This window comes from Glaciihabitans sp. UYNi722 (genome assembly GCF_040549465.1).
Taxonomy (GTDB): Bacteria; Actinomycetota; Actinomycetes; order Actinomycetales; family Microbacteriaceae; genus Lacisediminihabitans.
The window spans coordinates 1-2,130 of sequence record NZ_JBEPTL010000053.1; the positions used below are offsets into that span (position 1 = coordinate 1).

The following is a 2,130-nucleotide window of genomic DNA, read 5'->3' on the forward strand; positions in this document are numbered from 1 at the left end:
TGTTGACGCCGTTCGAAAACAGGGCCAGAAACGCCAATTGAAAATAGGGCCACCAACCATCATGGAAGGTGATCAATATGGACAATTGGGCAGAGATTCGGCGTTTGTTCTCGGAGGGTAAAACTTCCAAGCGTGAGATAGCTCGAGTTGTTGGAGTTTCTCGCGGAACGGTCGATCGGGCGTTGGAGGCTGACCGGCCGCCGAAGTACGAGCGATCATCGAATGGGTCGAGTTTCGATGACTTCGTGCCGCGGGTGCGGGCGTTTTTGACGACGACGCCGACGATGCCGGCGTCGACGCTCGCGGAGCGGGTGGGCTGGTCTGGGTCGGCGTCGTTGTTCAGGTCGAAGGTTGCCCTGATCCGTCCGGAGTACGCGCCGGTCGATCCGGCGGACCGGCTCGACCACAAGCCTGGATTCCAGGTGCAGTGCGACCTGTGGTTCCCCCACGAGCCGTTGCCGCTCGGCCACGGCCAGCACGGCACCCCGCCGGTATTAGTGATGACGTCGTCGTTCTCCGGGAGTATCCAGTCGCGGATGCTGCCGAGTCGGACGACCCCGGATCTGCTCGGCGGGATGTGGGCGCTGTTGCAGGAGGCGCAAGCGGTCCCGGCCCGGTTGCTTTGGGATAACGAGACCGGCATCGGGCGCGGGAAACTGACCGTCCCGGCGGCCGCGTTCGCGGGCACTCTCGGCATCGAGATCAAGCTGCTGCGGGCGCGGGATCCGGAGTCAAAGGGCGGCGTGGAGCGGATGAACCGGTTCTTCCGGCAACGATTCATGCCTGGTCGAGAGTTCGCCTCCCCGCAGGACTTCAACGCGCAGATGCAGGCGTGGTTGCCGACGGCGAACGGGCGTTTGTCGCGGTCGCGCGGTGGGCGACCGACGGAGCTGATCGGGGCCGACCGGGCGAGCATGCGCCCGTTACCGCCGGTGGCGCCAGACACGGTGTTTCGTAACATGGTCCGGCTGCCGCGGGATTACTACGTCAGGGTGCACTCGAACGACTACTCCGTCGATCCGGCGATGATCGGTCGCCTGGTGGAGGTCACGGCGGACTTGGAGAGGGTAACCGTCAGCCACGACGGTGTCGTGATCACCACCCATGAACGGGCTTGGGCGCGGCAGCAGACCCTGACCGACCCCGCCCACGTCGCGAAAGCGGCCGTGCTGCGCCGGCAGTTCCAGGCCGTCAAAGCACGACCGCCGGCCCGACCGGAGGTCGTCGAGACCCGCGACCTGGCCTCCTACGACCGGGTGTTCGGGGTGGAGTTGGCGAAACCGGCCCGCCGGACGGTGGTGTTCAAATGAGCAGCGTCGGCTCCCAGATCGAGTACTACGCCCGCGCGTTGCGGGCACCGAGGATCGGCGACAGCTTCGCCCGGCTCGGCGACCAGGCCCGTGACGCCGGCTGGTCGCACGAGGAGTATCTCGCCGCGGTGCTCTCCCGCGAGGTCGCCGAGCGGGAAGCGTCGGGCGCGGCCCTGCGGATCAAAGCGGCGAGGTTCCCCGGGCAGAAGCATCTTGAGGAGTTCTGCTTCGAGCACCAGCCCTCCGCCGACCGGAACCTGATCGCGCATCTGGGCACAAGCGTGTTCTTGACCGAGGCGAAGAACGTAGTCCTGCTCGGCCCACCCGGAACCGGCAAAACGCACCTCGCCGTCGGCATCGGGATCAAGGCCGCCAAGGCCGGGAACCGGGTCCTGTTCGATACCGCGACCGGCTGGGTTGCCCGGCTCCAAGAAGCGCACTCCCGGGGCACGCTCGCTGCGGAACTGGTCAAGCTGCGCCGCTACAGCCTCCTGATCGTGGACGAAGTGGGATATATCCCGTTCGATCAGGACGCCGCGAACCTGTTCTTCCAGCTCGTCTCGTCCCGATACGAACACGCATCGCTGATCATGACGAGTAACCTGCCGTTTGCGTCCTGGGGCGACGTGTTCGGCGACCAAACCATCGCCTCCGCGATGATCGACCGGATCGTTCACCACGCCCACGTCATCAGCCTCAAAGGCGCCAGCTACCGGCTGAAACGCCACCAGCCTGCCGATACGGCAGAATAAAAACCACAACCCCCGGTGGCCCTATTTTCAGTTGGCAAAAGTGGCCCTGTTTTCAGTCGGCGTCAACA

2 protein-coding genes are annotated in these 2,130 nt (G+C 65.2%); both read left to right on the top strand.

Features of this window, described 5'->3' with window-relative positions:
- Positions 1-77 precede the first annotated feature (77 nt).
- On the top strand, positions 78-1,310 hold the full coding sequence (gene istA, locus ABIB56_RS18420) for an IS21 family transposase (protein ID WP_354570682.1): 1,233 nt from the start codon (positions 78-80) through the stop codon (positions 1,308-1,310).
- Entirely contained in the window at positions 1,307-2,062 is a 756-nt protein-coding gene (istB, locus tag ABIB56_RS18425) for an IS21-like element helper ATPase IstB (protein WP_354570683.1), read from the top strand. Before istA ends, istB begins: the two co-directional genes overlap by 4 nt.
- Positions 2,063-2,130: the final 68 nt, after the last annotated feature.

Excerpts from the sequence above, each read along its gene's own strand:
- istA (WP_354570682.1), top strand. The coding sequence starts at position 78 with ATGGACAATTGGGCAGAGATTCGGCGTTTGTTCTCGGAGGGTAAAACT.
- istB (WP_354570683.1), top strand. The coding sequence starts at position 1,307 with ATGAGCAGCGTCGGCTCCCAGATCGAGTACTACGCCCGCGCGTTGCGG.